Source organism: Providencia sp. PROV003 (assembly GCF_045040775.1).
GTDB lineage: Bacteria > Pseudomonadota > Gammaproteobacteria > Enterobacterales > Enterobacteriaceae > Providencia > Providencia huashanensis.
In genome coordinates, this window is the sequence record NZ_CP096369.1 from 1087242 (window position 1) to 1113407 (window position 26166).

General features: G+C 40.2%; 25 protein-coding genes. 17 read left to right on the forward strand and 8 right to left on the reverse strand.

Annotation, left to right across the window (positions count from 1 at the left end):
* The first annotated feature begins 85 nt into the window (after window positions 1-85).
* The 11 genes from hflX to rplI all read left to right on the forward strand — a co-directional run bounded on the left by hflX (window position 86) and on the right by rplI (window position 10969).
* Window positions 86-1366, forward strand: a complete 1281-nt coding sequence (gene hflX, locus M1F14_RS04920) for a ribosome rescue GTPase HflX (protein WP_042845815.1) — start codon at window positions 86-88, stop codon at window positions 1364-1366.
* A gap of 84 nt (window positions 1367-1450) precedes the next feature.
* Window positions 1451-2653: an FtsH protease activity modulator HflK gene (hflK, locus tag M1F14_RS04925; RefSeq protein WP_042845813.1), complete on the forward strand. Its 1203-nt coding sequence runs from the start codon at window positions 1451-1453 to the stop codon at window positions 2651-2653.
* 2 nt (window positions 2654-2655) lie between these two features.
* Window positions 2656-3657 carry a protease modulator HflC gene (gene hflC / locus M1F14_RS04930; RefSeq protein WP_042845811.1) on the forward strand — a complete coding sequence of 334 codons (1002 nt, stop codon included), beginning with the start codon at window positions 2656-2658 and terminating at the stop codon, window positions 3655-3657.
* Window positions 3658-3937: 280 nt separating this feature from the next.
* Window positions 3938-5239: an adenylosuccinate synthase gene (locus M1F14_RS04935; RefSeq protein ID WP_042845810.1), complete on the forward strand. Its 1302-nt coding sequence runs from the start codon at window positions 3938-3940 to the stop codon at window positions 5237-5239.
* Window positions 5240-5605: 366 nt separating this feature from the next.
* Complete coding sequence (gene nsrR, locus M1F14_RS04940; protein WP_004907407.1) at window positions 5606-6028, forward strand: nitric oxide-sensing transcriptional repressor NsrR; 423 nt, start codon at window positions 5606-5608, stop codon at window positions 6026-6028.
* Window positions 6029-6070: 42 nt separating this feature from the next.
* Window positions 6071-8539, forward strand: a complete 2469-nt coding sequence (gene rnr / locus M1F14_RS04945) for a ribonuclease R (protein ID WP_042845806.1) — start codon at window positions 6071-6073, stop codon at window positions 8537-8539.
* 86 nt (window positions 8540-8625) lie between these two features.
* Window positions 8626-9372 carry a 23S rRNA (guanosine(2251)-2'-O)-methyltransferase RlmB gene (gene rlmB, locus M1F14_RS04950; RefSeq protein WP_048605806.1) on the forward strand — a complete coding sequence of 249 codons (747 nt, stop codon included), beginning with the start codon at window positions 8626-8628 and terminating at the stop codon, window positions 9370-9372.
* Window positions 9373-9528: 156 nt separating this feature from the next.
* The gene (gene rpsF / locus M1F14_RS04955) at window positions 9529-9924 is read left to right on the forward strand and encodes a 30S ribosomal protein S6 (RefSeq protein ID WP_042845804.1); all 396 of its coding nucleotides are present in this window, start codon (window positions 9529-9531) and stop codon (window positions 9922-9924) included.
* A gap of 8 nt (window positions 9925-9932) precedes the next feature.
* Window positions 9933-10250, forward strand: a complete 318-nt coding sequence (priB, locus tag M1F14_RS04960) for a primosomal replication protein N (RefSeq protein ID WP_042845802.1) — start codon at window positions 9933-9935, stop codon at window positions 10248-10250.
* Window positions 10251-10254: 4 nt separating this feature from the next.
* Window positions 10255-10482: a 30S ribosomal protein S18 gene (gene rpsR, locus M1F14_RS04965; protein WP_000135199.1), complete on the forward strand. Its 228-nt coding sequence runs from the start codon at window positions 10255-10257 to the stop codon at window positions 10480-10482.
* Between the two features lie 37 nt (window positions 10483-10519).
* Window positions 10520-10969, forward strand: coding sequence for a 50S ribosomal protein L9 (gene rplI, locus M1F14_RS04970; RefSeq protein ID WP_042845797.1), 450 nt, complete (start codon window positions 10520-10522; stop codon window positions 10967-10969).
* Window positions 10970-11125: 156 nt separating this feature from the next.
* Here rplI and M1F14_RS04975 read toward each other — a convergent pair whose 3' ends face one another.
* Together M1F14_RS04975 and M1F14_RS04980 are read right to left on the reverse strand one after the other, a co-directional pair.
* Window positions 11126-11884, reverse strand: coding sequence for a CDP-diacylglycerol diphosphatase (locus M1F14_RS04975; RefSeq protein WP_042845795.1), 759 nt, complete (start codon window positions 11882-11884; stop codon window positions 11126-11128).
* Window positions 11885-12025: 141 nt separating this feature from the next.
* Window positions 12026-12625 carry a LysM-like peptidoglycan-binding domain-containing protein gene (locus tag M1F14_RS04980; protein ID WP_042845792.1) on the reverse strand — a complete coding sequence of 200 codons (600 nt, stop codon included), beginning with the start codon at window positions 12623-12625 and terminating at the stop codon, window positions 12026-12028.
* Window positions 12626-12843: 218 nt separating this feature from the next.
* Here M1F14_RS04980 and M1F14_RS04985 point away from each other — a divergent pair, with 218 nt between their 5' ends.
* Both M1F14_RS04985 and cysQ read left to right on the forward strand, forming a co-directional pair.
* Window positions 12844-13464, forward strand: a complete 621-nt coding sequence (locus tag M1F14_RS04985; RefSeq protein ID WP_042845791.1) for a peptidylprolyl isomerase — start codon at window positions 12844-12846, stop codon at window positions 13462-13464.
* A 127-nt stretch (window positions 13465-13591) separates the two neighbouring features.
* A complete protein-coding gene (cysQ, locus tag M1F14_RS04990; RefSeq protein WP_042845789.1) occupies window positions 13592-14332 on the forward strand; it encodes a 3'(2'),5'-bisphosphate nucleotidase CysQ in 741 nt (246 codons plus the stop codon).
* Window positions 14333-14387: 55 nt separating this feature from the next.
* Here the strand turns inward: cysQ and mqo are convergent, their stop codons facing one another.
* Entirely contained in the window at window positions 14388-15881 is a 1494-nt protein-coding gene (mqo, locus tag M1F14_RS04995) for a malate dehydrogenase (quinone) (RefSeq protein ID WP_042845787.1), read from the reverse strand.
* An 8-nt stretch (window positions 15882-15889) separates the two neighbouring features.
* A complete protein-coding gene (locus tag M1F14_RS05000) occupies window positions 15890-16285 on the reverse strand; it encodes a cupin domain-containing protein (RefSeq protein WP_042845785.1) in 396 nt (131 codons plus the stop codon).
* 448 nt (window positions 16286-16733) lie between these two features.
* On the opposite strand from M1F14_RS05000, the gene M1F14_RS05005 reads away from it, so the two are divergent.
* On the forward strand, window positions 16734-19874 hold the full coding sequence (locus M1F14_RS05005; RefSeq protein WP_181468828.1) for a hypothetical protein: 3141 nt from the start codon (window positions 16734-16736) through the stop codon (window positions 19872-19874).
* A gap of 35 nt (window positions 19875-19909) precedes the next feature.
* On the opposite strand, the gene nudK is transcribed toward M1F14_RS05005, so the two are convergent.
* A complete protein-coding gene (gene nudK / locus M1F14_RS05010) occupies window positions 19910-20500 on the reverse strand; it encodes a GDP-mannose pyrophosphatase NudK (protein ID WP_181468827.1) in 591 nt (196 codons plus the stop codon).
* A 137-nt stretch (window positions 20501-20637) separates the two neighbouring features.
* Window positions 20638-21042: a YgiW/YdeI family stress tolerance OB fold protein gene (locus tag M1F14_RS05015; RefSeq protein WP_042845781.1), complete on the reverse strand. Its 405-nt coding sequence runs from the start codon at window positions 21040-21042 to the stop codon at window positions 20638-20640.
* Window positions 21043-21219: 177 nt separating this feature from the next.
* Between M1F14_RS05015 and qseB the strand changes: the two genes are divergently transcribed.
* The gene (gene qseB, locus M1F14_RS05020) at window positions 21220-21882 is read left to right on the forward strand and encodes a quorum sensing response regulator transcription factor QseB (RefSeq protein ID WP_042845780.1); all 663 of its coding nucleotides are present in this window, start codon (window positions 21220-21222) and stop codon (window positions 21880-21882) included.
* Window positions 21882-23237, forward strand: a complete 1356-nt coding sequence (gene qseC / locus M1F14_RS05025; protein WP_071548699.1) for a quorum sensing histidine kinase QseC — start codon at window positions 21882-21884, stop codon at window positions 23235-23237. Before qseB ends, qseC begins: the two co-directional genes overlap by 1 nt.
* A 316-nt stretch (window positions 23238-23553) precedes the next feature.
* Here the strand turns inward: qseC and M1F14_RS05030 are convergent, their stop codons facing one another.
* Window positions 23554-24114, reverse strand: coding sequence for a YtfJ family protein (locus M1F14_RS05030; RefSeq protein ID WP_181468826.1), 561 nt, complete (start codon window positions 24112-24114; stop codon window positions 23554-23556).
* 299 nt (window positions 24115-24413) lie between these two features.
* Between M1F14_RS05030 and M1F14_RS05035 the strand changes: the two genes are divergently transcribed.
* Entirely contained in the window at window positions 24414-24620 is a 207-nt protein-coding gene (locus M1F14_RS05035) for a DUF1107 domain-containing protein (protein ID WP_042845777.1), read from the forward strand.
* An 80-nt stretch (window positions 24621-24700) separates the two neighbouring features.
* On the opposite strand, the gene M1F14_RS05040 is transcribed toward M1F14_RS05035, so the two are convergent.
* A complete protein-coding gene (locus tag M1F14_RS05040; protein WP_042845776.1) occupies window positions 24701-26068 on the reverse strand; it encodes a hemolysin family protein in 1368 nt (455 codons plus the stop codon).
* Window positions 26069-26166: the final 98 nt, after the last annotated feature.

Genomic DNA, 26166 nt, shown 5'->3' on the forward strand with positions numbered 1-26166 from the left:
CGCTAAAAGACAAGGAAAGCATGGGTAGGGAGACTATACCTATGTTTTTCCTTTGCAATTATTGTTTAGCCTAAGAGGTTACACCTTGTTTGATAGGTATGAAGGCGGTGAACTAGCGGTATTAGTCCATGTCTTTTTTTCTCAAGAAAAAGACGTTGATAATCTGGCAGAATTCGAGTCACTTGTGACATCTGCTGGGGTAAAGCCAGTACAAATAGTTACGGGCAGTCGTAAAGCTCCTCATCCAAAGTTTTTTGTTGGTGAAGGAAAAGCAGAAGAAATAGCCCAAGCCGTTGAGGAAAGTGGTGCAGATGTGGTGTTGTTTAATCATACTCTAAGCCCTGCTCAAGAACGTAATCTCGAAAGGATTTGCCAATGTAAGGTGGTTGACCGTACAGGGGTAATTTTAGATATTTTTGCTCAACGCGCACGCACGCACGAAGGTAAACTTCAAGTTGAATTGGCTCAATTACGGCATTTATCGACTCGTTTAGTGAGAGGATGGACGCATCTTGAGCGACAAAAAGGCGGGATTGGCTTACGTGGTCCCGGTGAAACTCAACTTGAGACAGACCGGCGGTTATTACGGGACAAAATCAAACAAATTTTATCTCGTCTTAGCCGGGTGGAAAAACAGCGTGAACAAGGGCGTCAAGCGAGAAGCAAGGCGGATATTCCAACTATATCCCTTGTGGGTTATACCAACGCAGGTAAATCCAGCCTGTTTAACCGTATGACGGCCGCGGATGTTTATGCTGCTGATCAGCTATTTGCAACACTTGACCCAACGCTTCGCCGTATTGATGTAGAAGATGTTGGCGCCGTGGTTCTTGCAGATACTGTGGGTTTTATCCGTCATTTACCACATGATTTGGTTGCGGCATTTAAAGCAACCCTGCAAGAAACACGTGAAGCAACGTTATTGCTGCACGTTATCGATGCAGCAGATAATCGTTTGGATGAAAATATCCATGCGGTTGAAAGCGTGTTGGAAGAAATAGAAGCGGATGAAATACCCGTACTTTTAGTGATGAACAAAGTGGATATGCTGGAAGATTTTATCCCGCGTATCGACAGAGATGAGGATAACAAACCTGTTCGTGTCTGGGTCTCAGCACAAACGGGTGATGGTATCCCGTTGCTGTTACAAGCATTGACGGAACGTCTTTCAGGTGAGATCGCACATGTTGAATTGCGTTTACCACCTAATGAAGGTCGTTTGCGAAGCCGTTTTTATCAACTCCAATCTATCGAACGTGAGTGGTTGGAAGAGGACGGCTCAATCGGCCTTGAGGTGCGTATGCCAATGGTGGATTGGCGACGTCTATGCAAACAAGAGCAGCAATTACCTGACTACGTTATATAATTGTATAGTTAGGCAATGGAATTGATATTAAGAGCCCTATCGCTCTTAGCCCTGAAAATCAATCATAAAGAATGGAGCTAAAACATGGCGTGGAATCAGCCCGGTAATGACGGACAAGACCGCGATCCGTGGGGAAGCGGCAATAAAGGCGGCAACTCTGGCGGGAACAAAGGTGGTCGGAAACGTGGGGCTTATGATCTCGACGATCTCTTTCGTAAACTAGGCAGTAAGCTTGGTGGAAATAAAGGCAGCGGTGGCGGTGATGGTGATAACAAACAATCATCACCAATTAGTGGCCGTTTAGGTATGTTAGCTCTTGCTGCCATCGTTGTTGTATGGGCTGGCTCAGGTTTCTACACCATTAAAGAAAGTGACCGTGGTGTAGTTTTACGTTTTGGTGAATATAGTGGCATTGTTGGGCCTGGTTTGAACTGGAAACCTACGTTTATTGATAGGGTTATACCTGTTAACGTAGAAACTGTTCGTGAACAAGCTACAAATGGCATGATGTTAACATCAGATGAAAACGTGATCCGCGTTGAAATGAACGTTCAGTATCGTGTTACCGACCCAGCACAATATTTATTTAGTGTAACGAACCCAGACAACAGTTTACGTCAGGCGTTAGATAGCGCAGTGCGTGGTGTTATTGGTCAGTCTGCGATGGAGCAAGTACTGACTACGAATCGTGCTTTTATCCGTGATGTCACACAAAAAGAGCTCGAAGCAACAATCGCACCATACAAAATGGGTATCACATTACTCGATGTCAACTTCCAAGCCGCGCGTCCACCAGAGGATGTTAAAGCAGCCTTTGATGACGTAATTGCAGCAAGGGAAGAAGAACAAAAAACAATTCGTGAAGCTCATGCTTATCGAAATGAAGTTCTTCCATTGGCAAAAGGTAATGCTCAAAAGCTGATTGAAGAAGCAGAAGCTTATAAAGCGAGTGTGGTCTTCAAAGCAGAGGGTGAGGTGGCAAGCTTTGCCAAAATGTTACCTGAATATCGTGCTGCGCCAGAGATAACTCGTGAGCGTCTCTATATTGATACGATGGAACGAGTTCTGAGCAATACACGTAAAATCATCGCGAATGATAAGAGCAACAGCATGCTAGTTCTGCCGCTTGATCAAATTATGCGTAATGGTAATGCAGCACAAGCACCAAAAGTGGCTCCATCAGCAAGAATGACGACACCAAGTAATAATTCGTCATCTTCAGGCGCAACTTCTACGCAGCCAAATAACGCTGTCCGTGGTGATGCAGTTAGAGTAGGGAGACAATAATCATGCGTAAATCGCTAATTGTTATCGTTATTGCCATTTTGGCAGTTGCATACGCATCTATCTTTATTGTGCCTCAAACGGATCGCGGTATTGTTTTGCGTTTTGGTAAGGTTCTGCGTGACTCTGAAAACAAGCCGATCATTTATGAGCCGGGTCTACATTTTAAAGTGCCATTTATTGAAACGGTTAAAATGTTAGACGCACGTATTCAGACGCTGGAAATTCAAGCTGACCGTTATTTGACGAGTGAAAACAAAGATTTAATGGTGGATTCATACCTGAAATGGCGCGTTACTGATTTCAGCCGTTACTATGTAGCGACGGGTGGCGGTAACCCATATCAAGCAGAAACACTATTAAAACGTAAGTTTAGTGACCGTTTACGTTCTGAGTTTGGTCGTTTAAGCGTTAAAGATATCATTACAGACTCTCGTGGTCGTTTAACTATTGATGTCCGTGATGCACTGAATAAAGGTTCTGCTACAGACGAAGCAACGAAAGATGCGGATGCAGCGATTGCTGATGCAGCAAAACGTGTAGAAGAAGAAACTAACCTGAAGCCACTGGTTGTTAATGCAAATAGTATGGCTGCATTAGGTATTGAAGTCGTTGACGTACGTATTAAACGTATTGAACTGCCAAATGAAGTTTCTGAAGCTATCTATGCTCGTATGCGTGCAGAGCGTGAAGCGGTAGCTCGTCAGCATCGTTCACAAGGCCAGGAAGAAGCGACTAAAATTCGTGCAGTTGCAGATAAAACTGTAACTGAAACCCTAGCAGAAGCTGAACGTACTGCTCTGACTTATCGAGGTGAAGGCGATGCAATGGCAACGAAACTGTTTGCTGATGCATTCAACCAAGACCCAGAGTTCTATGCATTTATTCGTAGCTTGCGTGCTTATGAGCAAAGCTTCAAGAGTGGTGAAGACGTGATGGTAATGAGTCCTGATACCGATTTCTTCCGCTTTATGAAAGCACCTACTAAGCTTCGCGCGACAGATTAATAAATAAGCTAAGTTGCGTGCAACCTAGCAAAATAACTGTTAAGCTATTAAAGAAAAGCCCGCTTCGGTGGGCTTTTTTTCGCCTGTCGTTTTAAGTGTAGGATTTTTCAGGGAAAATTTAAGCTGCTCAACTGATGATATTCACTTTGAGTTTACGGCAGAAATAAAAATACCATTTTACTTGCTTTCCAGAAAAAAATTTTTGTAATGCCAAAATATCACTGGAACAGTTCATTTTTGATGGTAGAATTCATTTTTAAGCAACCGAGTGTATTTCAAAATGGGTAAGAACGTTGTCGTACTGGGCACCCAATGGGGTGACGAAGGGAAGGGCAAGATCGTTGACTTGCTGACAGAGCGTGCTAAATATGTAGTTCGCTATCAGGGCGGCCATAATGCTGGCCATACTCTTGTTGTAAACGGTGAAAAAACCGTTCTCCACTTAATTCCATCCGGTATTCTTCGTGAAAATGTCATCAGTATTATTGCTAATGGTGTAGTTCTAGCGCCAGATGCATTAATGAAAGAAATGAAAGAATTGGAAGACCGCGGTGTTCCTGTTCGAGAACGCTTACGTCTTTCTGAAGCCTGCCCACTGATCCTGCCTTATCATATTGCATTAGATAATGCGCGCGAAAAAGCACGCGGTTCTAAAGCGATCGGTACAACGGGTCGTGGTATTGGTCCTGCTTATGAAGATAAAGTTGCACGTCGCGGTTTACGTGTTGGTGATTTGTTTGATAAAGCAACGTTTGCAGAAAAATTAAAAGAAATCGTTGAATATCATAATTTCCAACTGGTTCATTACTATAAAGAACCTGCTGTTGATTACCAGAAAACGTTAGATGATATTATGGCTGTTGCTGACATCTTGACTGGCATGGTAATTGATGTTTCTGATCTGCTCTATAAAGCCAATCAGAAGAATGAATTAGTGATGTTTGAAGGTGCGCAAGGTACATTACTGGATATCGACCACGGTACTTACCCTTATGTGACGTCTTCAAATACAACGGCTGGTGGTGTTGCGACAGGTTCAGGCTTAGGTCCGCGCTATGTTAACTACGTACTGGGTATCATTAAAGCTTACTCTACACGTGTTGGTGCTGGTCCATTCCCAACTGAACTATTTGATGAAGTGGGTGACTTCCTGCGTGAGAAAGGCCAAGAATTTGGTGCGACTACAGGTCGTAAACGTCGTACAGGTTGGTTAGATATCGTTGCTATTAACCGTGCGGTACAGATCAACTCATTGTCAGGCTTCTGTATGACTAAACTGGACGTGTTAGACGGTTTAGAAGAAGTTAAACTTTGTGTCGGTTACCGTCGTCCAGATGGCCAAATACTTGAAACTACGCCTTTGGCGGCAGACGAGTGGGATGGTTTAGAGCCAGTTTATGAATCAATGCCGGGTTGGAAAGAAACAACTTTTGGTGTGAAACAAAGAGAATTACTGCCACAAGCTGCTTTGAATTACATTAAACGTGTTGAAGACTTAACCGGTATTCCAGTTGATATTATTTCAACCGGTCCAGATCGTTCAGAAACAATGATCTTACGTGACCCATTTGACGTTGAGTAATAACACTGACAGCGCCTAATACAGGCGCTGTTTTTTTACTGCCTTATCCACATTTCCTGCCTTGTGATGTATCTTCTTTGATAAAGCATTCCAAATTTCACATAATATCCGCATAATGATTGATAAAATTGAATCTTCTGTATGTATTTTGTGCAATTAAGTGCATATTTGATTTGGGTAATACGCTAAACTGTATTTAAGTCTATATAATTTACTTACGTGCTCTATTTTATGCAGAAAGTAACGTTTCTGGGAGTAAAATAGAAAATATGCATTTTAAGGTAAGTCACATTTTTTAGGCCAAAAGCTTTTTTAGACTAATCGCTTTGTGGCCAAATGCGTTAAAGCCAAAATTTTGAGGTGATTGTGCAACTAACGAGTTTTACAGACTATGGATTACGAGCTCTGATTTATCTGGCTTCTCTCGGTGAGGGGAAGATGACCAGTATTACAGAGGTCACCGAAGTTTATGGTGTATCTCGTAACCATATGGTGAAAATTATTAATCAACTCAGTCACCTAGGTTATATAAAAGCCACCCGAGGTAAAAATGGCGGGATTACACTTGGGCAACCAGCTGAATCTATTCGTATAGGGGATGTGGTTAGGGCATTAGAGCCCCTAACACTTGTTAATTGTAGTGGTGAATTTTGCCACATAACACCTGCGTGTCGTTTGAAAGGTGTATTACACCAAGCAATACAGCAGTTTTTACAAGAACTTGATCAATATACGCTGGCGGACATGGTAAAAGATAACAGCCCGCTCTATCAATTACTGCTTGATTAATATTCGCAGTAGTTATGAATTCTGATGACAACGGAGGTAACGATGTCACAAGATCCTTTTCAGGAAAGAGAAGCAGAAAAATACGAGTCACCAATTCCAAGTCGAGAATATATTCTTGACCTTATCTCTAAACGTACAGCTCCTGCCAAACGCGAAGAAATCGCACAATTATTGAACTTATCAACTGAAGATGAACTAGAAGCTTTACGTCGCCGGTTAAGGGCGATGGAGCGTGATGGTCAACTGGTCTTTACACGCCGCCAGTGCTATGCGTTGCCAGAACGCCTAGATTTATTAAAAGGAAAGGTAATCGGCCACCGTGATGGTTATGGCTTCTTACGCGTTGATGGTAAAAAAGAAGACTATTATTTGTCTCAAGATGAAATGAAACGCGCCTTGCATGGCGATATCATTTTGGCTCAACCTTATGGGCAAGATCGCAAAGGGCGCACGGAAGTCCGTGTTGTCCGCGTGTTAGAACCCCGTAATAACCAAATTGTTGGCCGTTATTTTATTGAGTCAGGCATGGGGTTTGTTGTACCTGATGATAGCCGCCTTAGCTTTGATATTTTGGTCCCTAAAGACAAAATTAATGGCGCTCGTATGGGGAATGTTGTAGTTGTTGAGTTAGTCACTCGTCCACAACGCCGTTCTCAAGCTGTCGGTAATATTATTGAAGTACTGGGTGAAACGATGGGAACCGGAATGGCGGTTGAAATCGCATTACGCACCCATGAAATTCCACATTCTTGGCCACCTCAAGTTGAAAAACAAGTTGCTGACCTCAGTGAACATGTCCCTGAGTCAGCCAAAAAAGGGCGCGTTGATTTACGCGACTTGCCTTTAGTGACAATTGATGGTGAAGATGCCCGCGACTTTGATGATGCCGTTTATTGTGCACCGAAGAAAGGCGGAGGTTGGCGCTTATGGGTCGCAATTGCGGATGTTAGTTACTATGTTCGTCCGCAGACAGCTCTAGACACCGAAGCGCGTAGCCGCGGTAATTCGGTATACTTCCCATCTCAAGTAGTCCCTATGCTGCCTGAGGTGCTATCAAATGGTCTGTGCTCATTAAACCCAGGTGTTGACCGCTTGTGTATGGTGTGCGAAATGACGGTGTCTGCATCAGGAAAACTGTCTTCATACAAATTTTATGAAGCTGTTATGAGCTCTCATGCAAGGTTAACTTATACAAAAGTATGGAAAATCTTAGAAGGTGATGAAGAGCTACGTGAACACTATAAAGCACTTGTGCCACATATTGAGCATTTGCACCAACTATATAAAGCATTAGATTCCGCACGTATTGAGCGTGGTGCGATTTCTTTTGAATCTGAAGAAGCGAAATTTATTTTTAATGCTGAACGCCGCATTGAAAGTATCGAGCCGGTTGAGCGTAATGATGCACACAAATTGATTGAAGAGTGCATGATTTTAGCTAATATTGCGGCAGCTCGGTTTGTTGAGAAAAACGAAGAGCCCGCGTTATATCGCGTGCATGATCGCCCGAAAGAAGAGAGCGTGATGAATTTACGCTCTGTTTTCAGTGAATTAGGTTTAACTTTACCCGGCGGAATGAAACCTGAGCCAAAAGACTATGCTCAGGTCATGAATGAAGTGGCAGAGCGCCCTGATCATGAATTGCTGCAAACTATGATCCTGCGTTCAATGAAACAAGCTATTTATGACCCAGAAAATCGCGGTCACTTTGGTTTAGGTTTAAAATCGTACGCCCACTTTACGTCGCCAATACGCCGATACCCGGATTTAACATTACACCGTGGTATCAAGTATTTGCTGGCTAAAGAGCACGGTCATTCGGATAAGCGTTGGACTGAAACGGGTGGCTGGCATTCTGATATGGACAGTATGCTACAATTAGGTGAGCATTGTTCAATGACTGAGCGCCGTGCTGATGAAGCAACTCGTGACGTCGCAGACTGGCTGAAATGTGACTTTATGCAGGATCAAGTTGGTCAAGTTTTCACAGGGTTAATTACCAGCGTGACCGGTTTTGGTTTCTTTGTTCGTCTGAATGATTTATTTATTGATGGCTTAGTGCATATTTCTACCTTGGATAACGATTACTATCGTTACGATGCTATTGGTCAACGTTTAATTGGTGAGTCATCGGGTACGACCTATCGTCTTGGTGATGAAGTGGAAATCCGTGTTGAAGCCGTGCACATGGATGAGCGTACAATTGATTTTGCTTTGATTTCAACAACTCGCAAGGCTAAAAACCCTGGTAAAACGACTCGGGACAGAATGAAGAAAGATGTCAAAAATGCGACGCGTTCAACCCGTAAAAAAGGGGATGCAAGCAAAGAGAAAAACTTCGAGCCTGATTCTGCATTCCGTCGTTCTGAGAAAAAAGCCAAAAAAGGTGATGCTAAGCCAGATGTGAAAGGTAAAGGAAAGAGTAAAAAACCTTCCGATAAAACCAAGAAAATTACGGCTAAATTAAAAGCAAAACGTGTTGCAAAGAAAATACCAAAACAAGATGGATAGGTTTTTCTTAGCTGTAATACTTTGTTAATTAACGAAAGTGGCGTAAACGCGCCACTTTTACATTTTTATCAATACATAAGAAATTTATGAGCGAAATGATTTATGGCATTCACTCTGTGAAAGCCTTACTTGAGCGTTCACCGCAACGCATTAAAGAAGTGTATATTCTGAAAGGCCGCGAAGACCGTCGATTAATGCCACTCGTGCGTGAAATCGAAGCCTTAGGTGTTGTCGTCCAAGTTGCCAATCGTCAGTGGATGGATGGGCAAACTGAAGGGGCGGTTCACCAAGGTATTATTGCGAAAGTGTTGCCGGGTAAGCAGTATCAAGAAGGTGACTTGCCTGACTTACTCGACAATACTGAGTCGCCATTCTTATTGGTACTCGATGGCGTGACAGACCCTCATAACTTAGGCGCTTGTTTGCGTAGTGCGGATGCGGCTGGTGTTCATGCAGTTATTGTTCCGAAAGATAAGTCAGCTCAATTGAATGCAATAGCCAAAAAAGTTGCTTGTGGAGCGGCTGAAAATGTACCGCTTATCCGAGTTACAAATTTGGCAAGAACCTTGCGCTTGTTACAAGAGTACAATGTTTGGATTGTGGGGACAGCGGGAGAAGCTGACCATAACTTGTATCAAAGCAAGCTAACGGGGGCTATCGCTCTAGTGATGGGAGCAGAGGGCGAAGGTATGCGCCGTTTAACTCGGGAACATTGTGATGAGCTAATCAGTATCCCGATGGCAGGTTCAGTTTCGTCACTGAATGTCTCCGTTGCAACAGGGGTTTGCTTGTTTGAAGCCGTTCGCCAACGTCTGGCGGGTGTTAGCAAATAAATATTATGGTAATAACTGCATCCATCACTTGAGTTTTATCTCAGGGATGGGTATAGTTACGCGTCAATTTTTTAGCCGCACTCAATAAGTTCCTTGCCTCCGCGGGCCGCGGTTAACCCAGACAGGAGGCTAATAATCCGTAAGGAGCAACTACTAATGCGTCATTACGAAATCGTTTTTATGGTCCATCCTGACCAAAGCGAACAGGTTCCGGGCATGATCGAGCGTTACAGTGCTGTTATCACTAACGCACAAGGTCAGATCCACCGTCTGGAAGACTGGGGCCGTCGTCAACTGGCTTACCCAATCAACAAACTGCACAAAGCTCACTATGTTCTTCTGAACGTAGAAGCTCCACAGGAAGCGATTGATGAGCTGGAAACTAACTTCCGCTTCAACGATGCCGTTATCCGCAGCATGGTTATGCGCTTAAAACACGCAGTAACAGAAGCTTCTCCAATGGTTAAAGCTAAAGACGAACGTCGTGGCCGTGACCTATCTGATGAATATCAGGAAGAAGAAGCTGAAGAAGCTGGGGATTCTGAAGAGTAATTGCGCAGGTGACCACCAATCGTTTAGTGCTCACAGGCATAGTCTGTAAAGCATTGATTCGAAAAGTGAGTCCGTCAGGCATTCCTCACTGCCAGTTTGTTTTAGAACATCGTTCGAAGCAACAGGAAGCGGGGTTGTCAAGGCAAGCATGGTGCAGAATGCCCATTATCGCCAGCGGACAAACCTTACAAGCCCATACTCACAGTATAACGGTCGGCAGTTGGATTACAGTAAGCGGTTTCATTAGCACTCATCAAGGGCGCAATGGAATTAGCAAGATAGTCCTCCATGCCGAGCAGATTGATTTGATAGATTCTGGAGACTAGCCATATGGCACGTTATTTCCGTCGTCGCAAGTTCTGCCGTTTCACAGCGGAAGGCGTTCAAGAGATCGACTATAAAGATATCGCAACGCTGAAAAACTACATCACTGAAAGTGGTAAAATTGTACCAAGCCGTATTACCGGTACTCGTGCAAAATATCAGCGTCAGCTCGCTCGTGCTATCAAGCGCGCTCGCTACCTGTCTCTGTTACCATATACTGATCGTCATCAGTAATTGGTACAGTCCATTAACGACTTAAGAGGATAAGGTAATGCAAGTTATTCTGCTTGATAAAGTAGCTAACCTAGGTAGCCTAGGTGATCAGGTTAACGTTAAATCGGGCTATGCTCGTAACTTCTTAGTTCCACAGGGCAAAGCTGTTCCTGCAACTAAGAAAAACATCGAATTCTTCGAAGCTCGCCGCGCTGAACTGGAAGCTAAATTAGCTGACGTTCTAGCAGCAGCACAGGCTCGTGCAGCAGCAGTTACTGCGCTGGGTTCTGTAACTTTAGCTTCTAAAGCTGGTGACGAAGGTAAACTGTTCGGTTCAATCGGTACTCGTGATATCGCTGATGCAGTTACTGCAGCTGGCGTTGCAATCGCGAAAAGCGAAGTTCGCCTACCAAACGGCGTTCTGCGTACTACTGGTGACCACGAAGTTCACTTCCAGTTACACAGCGATGTTTTCGCAGAGCTGAACGTTATCATCGTTGCTGAGTAATCAAAAATGATGGTATGCACCGTTGATTTATCAGTGGTGCAATAAAAAACACCGGCATAGCCCGGTGTTTTTTGCTTTCTAGGGGATCTATTTCCCTATAACCTATATTCTAAGTAATTCATTGGAATTAGCTTTAATGTATTTAAACGCTAAACTTTATTGATTTGCTAAACATTGGTAGTCGAGTATTTCCCCCGCTGAACCTAAATTCAACTCCGTGATATCCAACCGATTTGCTAGCAACACCTTTGAGCCATCTTTCAGCTGTACCATTGCTAAACCATAATTTCCCATCTCGTCGTGATGTTTCACAACATAATCATACAGTTGATTGAATGGATTTTTTGCATCGTTAAATTCAGATTGAAGTTTTTTTGCTAAGTAATGATGGCCAACGAGCTCAGTTGGTAGAAAAGCCCAGTCTGTTGTTATCGTTGACGAAAATTGGTTTAGTTTCTGGTGGACTTCTTGTTTTAAACAGGCAAGGTGAATATGTAATTGGTCTTGTGAACGCCCATATTGCGAATTAACGGCAATAGCTAATAAATCATCAGGGATCTCTTTTTTTGATTGTTGTAATAAACTGGCCCGTTCTTGCCAAGCTAAAGCGAAATAGTTAGGCACATTTGCCGTTATTAATTGTTTTGCTTCAATCCCTTTAACCTTACTGGTAGGGATAACTAAGTTATGTAATGGCCCTTTTTTGTCTTTAAATAACACATACTGATTTTCCGTATCGACTTTTAGGCAAGGGGGAGTGATTGAGTGAGTTTGTTGTTGGGGAATGCATTGGCTATTAATGATATTCCAGAGTGCATTAGCATTGAGTTTAATCCAAGAAATATAACCAATAATGATGGCTAACAATAGGAAAAAAAGCCCCAAAAAAAGTTTAACCCATTTATTTTTTAGCATAATAATTTGTTAATGTGTATATTTTAGGTTGAAAGAACTTTAATTATACAGCAAAAGCAGGTAGGTTAGAGGGAAATAGTGGTTGGATGTCGCTTATCGGGCAGCTTAATGACAGTGAATTAAGCTGCCCATCGTTATTTACTATGGCGTACGGTAATAGCCACCGTCACTTAACCTAGCAAAGCTATAAGTTTTCCCATCAGATGCGGTAATTTCCAATAGTTGGACTTCGCCTTTTGCATTTGCTTTCAAACGAATTTTTTGCCCTTGGCGCAAATTACTTAATGGCTTTTCTGCGCCTTCAACGCGAGCCATGGTAAAGGCATCATTGGCTTGCAGGTTATTATCACGAAATAGTTGGGCGAGTGTTTTGCCTTTTTGTACGCGATAATTCTGCCATTTATTGGCTGATGGGCTCACCGTATTAGGTTCTTCACTTGGCGGTTGCGTGGTTGCCGTTGGTGGATCAACCGGTGCAGGGTCAATGGGTTCAGGCACTATTTCGGGCTCTGAGGGTAACGATTGTGGTGCGCTTTCTCCTTGGGTTTCAGGTTCTTGGGTTGGAGAGGGGATGACTGGGTCAGGTGTAATATCAGGTGTGGTTGGCGGTGGGACCACAATAGGTTGATTCTGTGCAGTTGTGTTTAACGGTTTATCTTCCGCGGGCCAAAGTAGGGCTACCACGACAATGAGAACTAAAGTAGCAATACCATAGCGGTGAAATTTTGAAAGTTTAAACATCACTCCTCCTTGATGAGGCAATGAGTAAATTTGTTCATATTTCCACGATATTAACACCATTTTATTGTATTTTAAGGGCCTGACTCGATTTTTCAGAGAACACTGAGTTAATTTATCGCTAATCAGCTGCTTTTATTATTTAGATCGATTGTTTGGGTTTACCCATAAGTGTCAGGCTGCTATCCTTGCTTTTTTCTCAAAACCATATGGGTGTTTTCATGGCAAACCAAAATTTCGATTCAGTAGAAGCACAAGCGAGTTATGGCATTGGTCTACAAGTTGGGCAGCAATTATTAGAGTCAGGCTTAGAAGGTTTAGTGCCAAATGCGATTTTGGCAGGGCTTGTTGATGCTTTAGAAGGCAATATGCCATCAGTGCCTGTTGAAACACTACATAAAGCACTGCGTGAAGTTCATGAACGCGCCGATGCTGTTCGTGTTGCACGTCAGGCTGCATTAGCAGAAGAAGGCCAACAGTTCCTTGATGAGAACCAAAAACGTGAGGGTGTTTCAACCACTGAATCTGGTTTGCAATTCTCAGTAATTAACCAAGGTGATGGTGCTATTCCTTCACGCACAGACCGTGTTCGTGTTCACTATACGGGTCGTTTAATTGATGGCTCAGTATTTGATAGTTCAGTTCAACGTGGTCAGCCAGCAGAATTCCCAGTGAGTGGCGTGATCCCTGGGTGGATTGAGGCATTAACACTGATGCCTGTAGGGTCTAAATGGGAGTTGTATATCCCTCATCAATTAGCATATGGTGAGCGCGGTGCGGGTGCTTCTATCCCTCCATTTAGCACATTAGTGTTTGAAGTAGAATTATTGGAAATCTTATAATTTAAGTAAATTTGCTTAATTTTTAGATAAATGCCTCATTGTTGGTTCAACGGTGAGGCTTTTTTTATAGCGTAAACTTTTCACGCTTGCTAATCTTGCTGTAAAGGGTGATTGAGAGGTGATTAAAATGCTACAACAAATTTGTGAACTAGCTCAAGAAGCAGGCTATGCCATTATGGAAACCTACAATGCACAAGAGCCTTTGCAGGTTGAACATAAAAGTGATAATTCCCCTGTAACAGAAGCGGATATTGCAGCTCATAAAGTCATTGCAGCAGGGCTCACTCGTATTGCTCCAGATATTCCACAACTTTCGGAAGAAGACCTTGTTGACTGGTCAGTTCGTCAACATTGGCAACGCTATTGGCTAATAGACCCACTTGATGGCACAAAAGAATTTATCAATCGCAATGGGGACTTTACCGTTAATATTGCATTGATTGAAAATGGAGTGCCTGTGATGGGGGTTGTGTATGCCCCCGCGAAAGGGCTGTTATATTACGCAGAGGGGAGCCAAGCATGGAAAGAAGAAGGTGGTCATAAACAGCGTATTCATGTTCAGGATATGAAACCCCCTGTCATTGTGATCAGCCGTTCCCATCAAGATAGCGAACTGATGGATTATTTAACCCAAATGGGCGAACACACTACGGTGGAAATTGGTTCCTCATTAAAGTTTTGTTTAGTTGCAGAAGGCAAGGCGCAGCTTTATCCACGCTTTGGGCCAACCAATATTTGGGATACTGCGGCAGGTCATGCTGTGGCTATTGGTGCGGGTGCGAAAGTGGTTGATTGGCATGGGAAAGTACTGGATTACACGCCAAGGGAATCATTTTTAAACCCAGGTTTTCGTGTTATTTTATTCTAGATAATTAAAACCAATAGTTGGCGCTTAAACATTCAAGTGCCAACTATTCGGAGTGCTAGTTGTCTAATTGCAGTACTTTAGCCGTTGCTGCCCGGATATCTAAACAGGCTTTTGCATCTTGTTTTAAATCAACCCCATAAGTTGGAATAATTTGTTTTAAGCGTGTTTCCCATCCCTCTGCTTTAAGTTGCTCATCGAAACAGGTTTTTAGTACGTTTATCGCAATAAAAGCAGCCGTTGACGCCCCCGGAGAAGCCCCCATTAATACAGAGAAGGATTTATCTGCACTGGTAATTAGTTCAGTACCGAATTCTAAAACCCCTTTCTTATCGTGATCTGGTTTTATAATTTGCACTCGTTGCCCTGCAACGACTTCTTTCCAATCTTCATGTTGAGCATCAGGGTAGAATTTTTGCAACATGGCAAACTGGTGAGCAGAAGTTTGTAGCACTTGCCCCACCAAATATTCAGCAAGTGACCAGTTATCTTTGGCGACCGCTAACATGGGTTCGATATTATTGAGATGAACCGATTCAAATAAATCGAGATAAGAACCATGTTTTAAAAACTTACTAGAAAAGCCTGCATAGGGCCCGAATAATAATGAACGTTTACCCCCAATTATACGGGTATCCAAATGAGGTACTGACATTGGTGGCGAGCCTTTATCCGCTTTCCCATAAACTTTAGCATGATGGCGCCCTGCAATTTGTTCGTTATCACAACGTAGCCAGATACCACTGACAGGGAAACCACCAAACCCTTTACCTTCGGGGATGCCTGATTTCTGTAATAATTCAATAGCACGCCCACCGGCTCCTACAAAAACAAATTTTGCCGAAGTAACTTGTTTTTCATGAGTAATTAAATTTTTTACTTCTACATTCCAGCGGCCATCTTTTGTTTGTTTAACATCAATGACTTCATGCTTATAGTGAAGAGAAAAACCTGTTTGTTCGCTAAGTTGTGCAATTAATAGGTGGGTGAGAGCGCCGTAATCGACATCGGCTCCTGTCGCGACACGAGTGACCGCAATTTTTTCATCGCCTTCACGCCCTTCCATTAATAATGGAGCCCAGTCATCGATCTGCTTGGGGTCATCACTGTACTCCATATTATGGTAGCAATGGTGAGCGGACATCTGGCGAAAGCGTTGCTGTAAAAATTTCACATTGTCTTCACCCCAAACGAAACTCATATGTGGGCAAGGGTGAATAAAATCGCGAGGGTTTTTTATTTTGCCTTTTGTGACAAGGTATGACCATAGTTGGCGCGATAAATCGAATTCGGTGTTAACCTCAAGTGCTTTACTTATATCTACAGTGCCATCAGGGTTAGGTGGCGTATAGTTCATTTCGCAGTTTGCCGCATGGCCGGTTCCTGCGTTATTCCAAGGATGAGAGCTTTCCTGAGCACAATCGTTTAATCTTTCAAAAATAGAAATTGTTAACGAAGGCTCTAACTCTTTGAGAAATGTAGCGAGGGTTGCGCTCATAATACCAGCGCCGATGAGGGCTATATCGACATTCTCTACAATAGGTTTATCCATTATGACCTCTAATTTTTAGTCGGGGTGAAGCAAAGCTGAGTATCTTCTTGATAGACAACATAAGCACGACGCCATGGTTCATCACCAATAAGCCGCCACTTATGACCCGTCCCAGTATTATCTTGCGCTAACAGAATATCACCTGGGTTAATGACAAACTTAGAGCCATCTTTAGTTTCAAACTCTAAAGTACCGGTAAGAGTGATGACATAACGAGGAACGGGGTCCTTATGCCAATCGAAAGATCCGCCTGAAACGGTTTCACGAAAAGAAAGTTCACTAACAGCTATAGGAAGAGTTTGGTTATCACCATCTGCATTAGGAACACGACCAAGCTCTAGAGTTCCTTCTTCAAATAGAGAATTTCCATCTTCTCCCGTCCACATACGAACACAGCGTATCATTTTGTTTAGCTCCTTAATGACGTACAGAAATGTATCACAACTATTCGATATTCATTAGATATAACAAGCAAAGCTCTTAAAAAGATAATATTTAATTTTGATATAGTTTTAAATTTAAAGTGTTTTAGGCTTCAGGTCAAAAATATTATCTGATTATCTAAATATAGCTTAATAACAACAGTGAAACTTGGTTTTTTACCATTAATATTAAATAAATTTAATTTTTAAATCTTAATTTGATTGTCTTTTTAGGATGGCGTTAAATATATCTTGGATAGATTTTCTATGCTTAGAAAATATTTTTAAGTATATTTACTTTAGGTTTTTCTATGGTTGGGTTGTAGTTTGATTATACAAAATATAATATTTTTGATGTTTTATATAAGAATTTTTATATCCATAATGTATTGTAAAAACCAAATGTTAACTGATTTTTAAAAGTTAGATAATGGATAAAATATCATATAAACCCTCATTGCGAAGTAATGAAACTAGTATTTTTGATAAGATAACTAATGCAATTTCATCTTTTCCTTTAATAATTAAAAATATAACTAATACTACACATTTTCCTAACAGAATAAACTTAAATGGGAGAATAGTAAAAAAAGCCGAGAAGGTTGATGCTAATAAGGCATTAAAAGAAATTTTAGATATTGGGAAACATATCCATCGCGAAGCTATTGAGGTAACTCAACCTCCAATTCAAACTCAGCCTAATATTAATCATAAATTATCGTTGAAAGGTAACAAGGGGTTAATAGTTGGTAGCTTATTATTATTGGATCTGCAAAAAAATAATGCCATTCATCGTAGTGGTCATGAGGAGAATACAACAAATTTGATGGGGATGGAAAGGGGTGAAAGAAATTATAATGATACTATTCATTTTCATAGGAAAAGACGAAGTGTTTTCGAATCACTTAACCTAAAATTTGATATGAAAACAAATGCATACCTAGATCACTTAAGGGAAACAGAAACTGGTTTTATAGGTAAAAAAAGTTATATTGGCTCATTGGTTTTTAAGTTAGAGGCTAAAGGCTGGCCATTAGATTTTAACTTATTAAAAAATAGATTTGAAAAGGACAAGTCACGTAGAATAAAAATAATAAATAAGTCTAAAAATATGTTAAAAGAAGCAGAGGCTAAAGCTTTTAGCCATAGGTTTAAAGCATTATTTGGACAGCCAATAAACTATTTAGGTCGAGAAAATAGTAGGTTAGTAAACAATGAAGGTAAAATAAAAAAATTAAAGCAGCATATCGCTAGGGAGGAAGCAAGGTTAACCAAAGAAACTGAAAATTTGTCTGTGCTTAATTTATTACTTCACCCTGATAACCCCAATTTTTCTACAGCTTGGGTGGGTTTCTATAAAAAAATAGATTACTTGTATGCAGAAAAAAATAAAATTGATTTAGAATGTAAGGAATATAGCCAGCATTTGGAATCATTGCCTAAAAATAGTAACCCAATTGCCTTTAGGTATATTAGCTCTGAAAAATATAGCACAGAAGTAAAGCTAGCTAATGCAAGAAAAGAATATAAATTGCTCACTGCTAAAATTAATTCTATGGAAGCAGCGGCAAGTATTGAGATGTCTCAAAATGATTTAAAATCGCAACTTAGTCTAGAGACTCAAATGGAAAGAATAGCTGCTGAATTAAAAGTAACGCAGGTAAATGAATTGGAGCTAGAAAATAATGTTAAGAATGCTAAAGAAGAGTTAGATAAGCTAATATTATCTGGTTTATTAGTTAATGGCATAAATATTGATTGTACTGATCTCGATAAAGTTTGGCAGGTTCATTTTTATCAGGGAGCTAACTTTAAAGGAAGTATTTCGTTTTCTAATACAATAAAAGAATTTAGCTTAAGGAAGGTTCTATTGGGGGAAGCAGATCGTTCTATTTTTATTCATGTGGGAGGCTCTCAAAGTATTTTAAAAATAAATAGTAAAAATAATGATGCGAAGAATGAAACATTACTCAAATTATTAAATGATAAAAAAAGCCGATTAAATATTGCGGACTCAGTTATGTCAGAAATTGAGAATTCTGCATTTAAAAAAATAGATGACATTGATTTTATTGATGATTTTAAATTCAGTGTACATGGTAAAATTTTTCATGTTTTATCAAAATCATCTCAACAATTATCAAAAGAACCTAAGATCTATCAACATATTATTGAAGGGTTTATTAGTGGATTAATCAAGCCTAGTGTCGTTTTATTTGAGGGTAAAGTTGTTCCTGGTTTACTTTCTCTTGGAAGTGAACATCATAACCTAATTTTTTCACTTCCAGATAATGACCTTATTATTTCTAGTACATTCCACGAAAATAAGAAGTTAGCTAAATTTATTCATAAGCATTTAACTAAAATTGACCAAGAGGGGTTTAGCAAAAATAATTTAGAAAATATTAAACATATAGATAACCGACTAAATCAGAAGTGGCAGCATAGGTTAACCTTTATTGAAAGAAGCCCCAATATTCAGTTTAAAACTGAGCCTGAGATTGACCCTTATCGATTGCTACTAAAAAGTGGAGTTGAAAAAAATTTTTCTGATCTAAACGGTGTTATTTATACATCATATGAAAAAACAGCAAAATTAAGTAATGACGTCAAGAAAATGTTGATTGAGTCTGCTGAAGTTATCATGATGTTAACAACTACAGGGGTATCATCACCTTGGATTATATCCGCTGAATTTATGGCGGGCATTTCTTTAAAATTAGCAAACATATATTTAGATATGCAGCTAATTGAAAACTCAGATCGTGGTGCCGATATAGAGCAGGCAAAGAAAAATTTGATGGTTGGAAAAATATATTTATCACTTAATCTTGCTAAAGCACCAAGGTTGATGGTGCAGGTTATCGGCAAATGGTTAGATTTAATTAATACATTAGAAGGTATTGCGGCAGAAAGATTATTCAATCCATTAGCTAAATATTCAAAGTTTAGGGTAAATCGAGGAGGAGACGATTTAGCAACAACCGCATTTCGATATGCTAAATTAGATCAATTTAGTTTCCCTAACCTATTAAAGAAAAAACACCCTGATGGCTTATGTCATGGGTTATCTTTAGAGATCTTGCAACGGTTAGAAGAAAGCGTTGACCCACAAAAACACTTATTTTCTGTTGTTGCTAGCTTAAAAGAGGATTTAAAAAAGCCTGCTTCTTTCTCAGGGAAGGTATTTGATAGTATAGAGAGAAAACAAACTCAGCCTTCTTTATTTAAAACCCAGAAATATCATAGAGAACCGACTGTAAGATATAGGGGAGAGCACCATGATTTAGTCAAAAAATTAGAGGATGATGTGATGGAGCTAAACCCGGGTGATACTGCACTAATAAGGGCGTATATAAGAAAGTCAGATGGTTCAATTCTTTCTGAAGGGCACATAATTATGGTTCAACGTATATCTAACCAACAATTTGAGTTGTTTGATTCTAATAATGGTGTTTTTTCATACTCGACAGAAACGGGGTTCAAAAAAGCATTAATGAATTATTTTAATTTGGCTTATCGTGACCACGGTTTGTTAATCCCTGGAAGTTTTACTCGTTTTATCTTATAGCTATAGTAATAAAGGCTTTTAGCACTTTATAAAAATTAATATTTTAGAATTGAATTCAATGCTAGGTATTGTATTAACATAATAGTCTTACCATCAACAATTTCGCCAGTTTTGATAGCTTCTAACGCTTTAGGAAATGGCCATTCTAAGACTTCAATATCTTCACCTTCTTCAGCTAACCCGCCACCTGCATTGCTGCGGTTATTGTCGTTGTACTCAGCAATATAGAAATATAGCTTCTCGGTAACGGAACCGGGGCTCATAAATGCTTCGAAGACTTTTTCTATTTTGTCGACTTTAAAGCCAGTTTCTTCCTCTGCTTCGGCAATGATACGGGTTTCCGGTGAAGCATCGTCAAGCAAGCCTGCGGCAGCTTCAATCAGGAAATGCTGGTAACCATTTACGTACATAGGCATACGGAATTGGCGTATCAAGATAATGCTGTTTTTTATTTTATTATAGAGCAGAATGACCGCGCCATTGCCTCTATCATAGACTTCACGCTCTTGTTGTTGCCAGTTTCCATCTCTTCTTTGTAATTCATAGGTGTATTTTTTTAAGATATACCAATTATCGGAAAGCAGTTTTTCTTTGATATTACGTAGTTGGGGGTGTTTCAGTGACATTGGATGATCCAAAATAACAATTATATTTATGTCTAATCTAGCATTGTTAATATTGGTATAAAATAGGATTTTGGCGATGAAGTAATAGCATACTTCAGGTACAACCCTGAAGTATGCTAACGAAGGGATATGATGGGTTATTTAATGATCTGAATTTGTTTAACTTCAACTTCCCTTGAATTCCAATCTTTATCGATTTTACCGCGGATTTCGACTTTATCTTTTGGTGTGACATTAACACCATTCCAACGTTTTTCACTGATTTCAAGGTTGATGGTGCCTGTGCCATCAGTAAATTCATAATGTTTATAGTCAAGTTGTTTAACGATATTACCACGTAAAATAACCCAGCTATCATCAGACATCTCTAGTGCTTTTGCGACGGTTGTTTCTCCGCTATTAGGGCCAATAAAGCCCCCATTTTGATTGGTTTGCGTTGTATTATTAGTGACAGCACCCGGACCGTCAAAACCGCCATTTGCAGCAAAAACAGGGGCTGTTGCAAGAGCGGCAATTAATGTAATTAAAGGTAATTTTTTCATGATCAGTTTCTCCAAATAAGACGTAAACTTGTTTATATGGAAGTTATTAAAGCAGGTAAATCTTAACAGGATCTTAAGAAACTTAATTGATGCATTATATTTTTAATTTAATAAATAATAGCTAGTCATTTCATTACTGATGGGATAAATATAATAATATTCTGATACGGAGGGGTTATGCGTATTCTATTAATCGAAGATGACAGGCTAATTGGTGATGGGTTAAAAGTAGGGTTAACTCAACTGGGTTTTTCTGTTGATTGGTTTATGGATGGAAAACTGGGGCAACTTGCTCTTTTTGATGCTCCCTATGATGCCGTGGTACTTGACCTCTCATTACCCAATATTGATGGCATGGACATTTTGGCACATTGGCGCAAACAGGGGCGTGATGAACCGGTATTAATTTTGACAGCCAGAGATGCTCTGGAGCAGCGGGTACAAGGCTTACAACGTGGAGCGGATGATTATCTGTGCAAACCTTTTGCCTTAATGGAAGTTATGGCTCGTTTGCAGGCATTGATCCGCAGGCGAAGTGGTCAGTTAACACCTAAATTGACTCATGGAGATGTGGAAATGGACCCGTCTGGGATGACGGTAACTGTTAAAGGGGAGCCTGTTCAACTTAAAGGGAAAGAATTGGCATTATTATCTCTATTTATGCATAACCCAAATAAAATTCTATCGCGAGGCTTAATAGAAGAGAAACTGTATAACTGGGAAGAGGAAGTATCGAGTAATTCAGTTGAGGTACATATTCACCATTTAAGACGCAAGTTAGGTAATACGTTTATTCGTACTGTTCATGGTGTCGGTTATCGATTAGGTGATGATGAATAATGAAAACATTTAGTCTTCGGCTAAAACTTACCTTAATGTTGCTGTTATTAGCATTGGTGACATGGGGTATCGCGAGTTCACTAGCTTGGTATCAAACGTATAAAACCATTAATGAGCTATTTGATACACAACAAATGGCATTTGCTAAACGTTTGTCTGTATTGCCTTCAGATCTTGAATTGTCTAAACCTTCATTAAAGAAAACAAAAAAATTATTACGGAAAAATCGAGGCGATCAAGATGATGATGCATTAGCTTTTGCTATTTTTACGCTTAAGGGGCAGATGGTTTTAAATGATGGTGATAATGGGAAAAAGATTGTATTTAACTTTGCAAGGGAAGGCTTTTCTGATGGGAGAGTTACAGGAAGCGATGACTCGTGGCGCTTTGTTTGGTTAAAATCTCAAGATGGGCAATATGTTATCGTGGTTGGCCAAGAGTGGGAATATCGGCAAGAAATGGCAACGGATATCATGGTGGCGCAATTTATGCCTTGGTTGGTGGCATTGCCGTTGATGCTAGTCGTATTTCTATGGCTTTTAACCCGTGCTTTGCGGCCTTTAAAAGAAGTTGCAAACCAATTACGCTATCGTCAGCCTGATGAATTAACACCTATTGAAGTATCACGTATTCCAACCGAAGCAAAGCCAATCATAGACTCAATGAATGGTTTGTTTGAGCGAATCAATAATATGTTTGCGCGTGAAAGGCAGTTTACATCTGATGCTGCCCACGAGCTGCGTAGTCCTCTCGCAGCCTTAAAAGTGCAAGCGGAGGTGGTACAAATTGCAGGGAATGACACTGATATTCGTCACCATGCAGTAGCAAACTTATCCGAAGGGATTGACCGTGCATCTCGTCTTGTTGACCAATTGCTCACATTATCGAGGTTAGAATCGATATCCCAACTTGAAGATATTACTGAATTATCTTGGTTATCTCTGATTGAAACTGCAATCAATGATATTCAGCCGGAGGCGCAGGCTCAAGGAACCACGGTGATCAGCATGATTAAAGGCGAACCGCCGACATTAAAAGGCCAAGCACTGTTATTGAGTGTACTGCTCAGAAACCTACTTCATAATGCAATACGCTATGGCAAAGCGAAAGGGCGAGTAACGCTAACGTTGTACGCAGACCACCTTGAAATTGAAGACGATGGTGATGGGGTGACCCCAGAAGTTTTACAACGCTTGGGAGAACGTTTTTATCGGCCTGCGGGGCAAGAAAAAACAGGGAGTGGTTTAGGGCTATCTATTGTTAAGCGAATTGCTCAATTGCATAACTTACAGGTTATTTTTGCTAACAGTGATAAAGGCGGTTTTTGCGTTAAAGTATATTGGTTGGTTTATTAAATTTATGTGAGTTACAGCGTCGCTAAGATATAACGCGTTAATATTAATTAGGTAGAATGGGGTAATGCAAAGAACACAACCACCTTGGTTATAAATTGTTTTTATTGGGAAGTTTTTAAAGCAATATGTGTTGGTTAATAAAACTATCAATAAACCATATAATAATGAGTAGTTATTAATGAAATAGTTATAATTATGCATATGGCATATTGAGGAATTTTAGAATAACTGACTATTTTTGTGTTCGCTGTTTTATGATTGGTAATGGGCTTATGTAGTGTGCACTTAAGGGACACTACATAAGATGTATGTCATGTTACTGATTTAAGCTGGAAACAAGTAAACTCATCACTTTTTCAATTTCTTGAGGGTTTAATTCACCATCTTTGAAAAATAATACTTTCCCTTGGTTATTCAATACGATAATTGCGGAGCTTTCAGGTTTTAACCCCCATGCATTTTTGACGACACCGTCACTATCAACAATAAATTGAGAGTAAGGAAACTCTTTTTTACTGTCTTCAACACTATTTTTAACAAATACACCTGTACCGAAAATAGCATCATCCGCATTCACGATAGTCGTGGTTTGATAGGCATCGTGAGGGAGTTTGGCTTGTTTGATAGCCTCTATTAACGGTGCATTAAGTTCTTTCGCTGAAGAGCGGCCCGCAATATGTTGGATAGTGCGTACCTTGCCAATTAATTGCTGGCTTTTCCATGGCTGATTATCCAGTTTCCCTTCATCGTTTATAATGAGCTCCCCCTTGTCAGATAGAGAAACGGCAGGAACTGTTTGGTTTAATTGAATATTAGCAGCAGTGGCGGCGGTTGATATTCCGAGTAAAAAAATCGACACTAAAAGATTTTTAATCATATATACCCCTTAAATTTTGCTTTAGCCTTGTTAGAGAGGTGAACCTAAGTACCAATTCTATAATTGATACTTATAGCATAGCTCATCGGATGAGTTTCAAAAGAGAATTTAACATTTTTTTAAAATTCAGAATAAAGACAAGGTTTGTAAGGATTTAACAGTTATTTGACACTGTCATGTTATGTCAGCAAATTGAATAAAACTGCAATTTTAGAACCAAAATGGAAATTTCTGGTCTATGATTATTGTACGGTATGAGTTATTGAATATCGTAAGAACAAAGGGGAGGCTAAGTTCTAATGAAAATTTTTAACCGTTATAACCCATTTAAGATTGCTCTTTACGTCAAAACGTTATTCCGTGGCAGGCTCTATATTAAGGATTTTGGGGCATTTGAGTTTAATTATGGGAAAATTTTACCACCTAAAGTCAGTGATAAGCGCCATTACAATGTGATGAGTGAGGTTAACAAACAGGTATTATTATTACAGGCGGAGTTAGGGTAGCGTTAATCAAACTTAGGTTTGGTTAACAATAGCGCCACTCAAGGTGGCGCATTGAAATGAAACGGCTTTGCAACTAAATATTAGTGTTCAGTATCTTTGGTTTGTCGTTTTGCATCAGCCGTTTCAGTCGTGTTTTTTCCCGGTTGTACAATTACTGGTGCTGGTATTGCCGTGAGGCGAGTTACCAGTAGTTGGTCGATTTTGTAGTTATCAATATCGACAACTTCAAACTTATAACCCGCATATTTAACGTAATCTGTACGCTTTGGCATCCTTCTTAACCGGTACATCATAAAGCCTGCGATGGTTTCATAGTTACTAAAGTCAGGGAAATCATCGATATCTAAAATGCGCATGACATCTTCAATAGGGGTTCCCCCTTCAACTAACCAAGAGTTCTCATCACGTACCACAATTTGTTCTTCTTGCCCTGAGCCAACTAAATCGCCCATTAAAGTAATCATCACATCGTTGATAGTAATGATACCCATAACAAGCGCATATTCATTAAGAATAACGGCGAAATCGACAGCATTCGTTTTAAATGCTTCTAGTGTATCTGACAGGGAAAGGGTATCCGGTATCATTAGCGTATTACGAATATGTACACCGTCTTTTAAACTTAGACTTTGCCCATTCAATACGCGATTAAGTAGCTCTTTGGAATCAACGTAACCAATGACATGGTCAATACCCCCAGCACAAACGAGGAATTTAGAATGTGGTTGAGTTGAGATTTTATGTTTAATACTTTCTTCTGACTCGTCTTTATCAAAATAGATAATACTTTCACGTGGTGTCATCGCTGATGGCACAGTACGAGATTCAAGCTCAAAAACATTCTCAATTAATTCATGTTCTTGCTTACGTAATACCCCAGCGACCGCGCCTGCTTCAACGACGGCAAAGATATCATCAGAGGTGATATCTTCATTGCGCGATATAGGTAACTTGAATAGCTTGAAGATGAGGTTGGCAAGGCCATTAAAGAACCAGACAAAAGGGCTGAGAACCACCAAACAAAAGCGCATTGGATTGACAATACGGATGGCGATTGCTTCGGGTTTCACCATGCCAATACGTTTTGGTGTTAAATCCGCCACTAAAATAAATAAACTAGTCACAATGGTAAAAGAAATGATTGAAGCGATTTGTTGTGCCCAGTTAGGGGATAAAAACTGAATAAATACATCATACAATGCAGGTGAAAAAGCTGACTCGCCCACAATACCTGCAAGAATGGCAACGGCATTTAAGCCAATTTGCACGACGGTAAAAAACATACCAGGCATTTCTTGTAATTTGAGTACTCGGGCCGCGTTAATATTCCCTTCGTCTGCCATTAGCTTAAGTTTAATACGGCGGGAAGCCGCCAATGAAATTTCAGACAAAGAAAAGAATGCGCTAATTGCACATAATAAAAGAACGATCAATAAGCTGTTAATCATAGGTTTTCCTGACACCCTTCAACACTAAGATTGATTCATTTTTAATGATCTCAGTAGGTATCATCTCGGGTAGAAAATATATTCAATAAGTAAATATA